This is a genomic window from Bradyrhizobium sp. MI1.4 (assembly GCF_055811315.1).
This window is the reverse complement of sequence record NZ_JBVVPP010000173.1, coordinates 1-275: the sequence shown is the minus strand read 5'-3', so window position 1 is coordinate 275 and position 275 is coordinate 1. Positions and strand designations below refer to the sequence as shown.

The window sequence follows — 275 nt, the reverse complement described above, 5'->3', positions numbered from 1 at the left end:
CCACGCCTTCCTGGATGCGGTTCGCAAATCCATGCGCCAGGTCCGCATCGCGGTCGGCTCCGCCACCATAAATCCCAGCTTGTTGACCGCCGCCGAGCGCATTCAATATGAGGGCTATCTTCGGCGAGAAGACACCAACGCGGCAATCCTCAAACAGGCTGAGACGGGCATCTCCATAAAGGAGATCGTACGGCTCACCGTAAACGTCGTTCTCAGGCCACGGCTTTGAGGGATTGCGCGCGATAGGCCCAGGGAAGCAGCTGATCGATTTCGCT

The 275-nt window shown here is 58.9% G+C and carries 1 pseudogene; it reads left to right on the top strand.

The annotated features are described in order from the left end of the window. A pseudogene (locus AC0L23_RS40145) lies at positions 1-199 on the top strand (ISL3 family transposase); the annotation flags it as partial. Positions 200-275 lie beyond the last annotated feature (76 nt).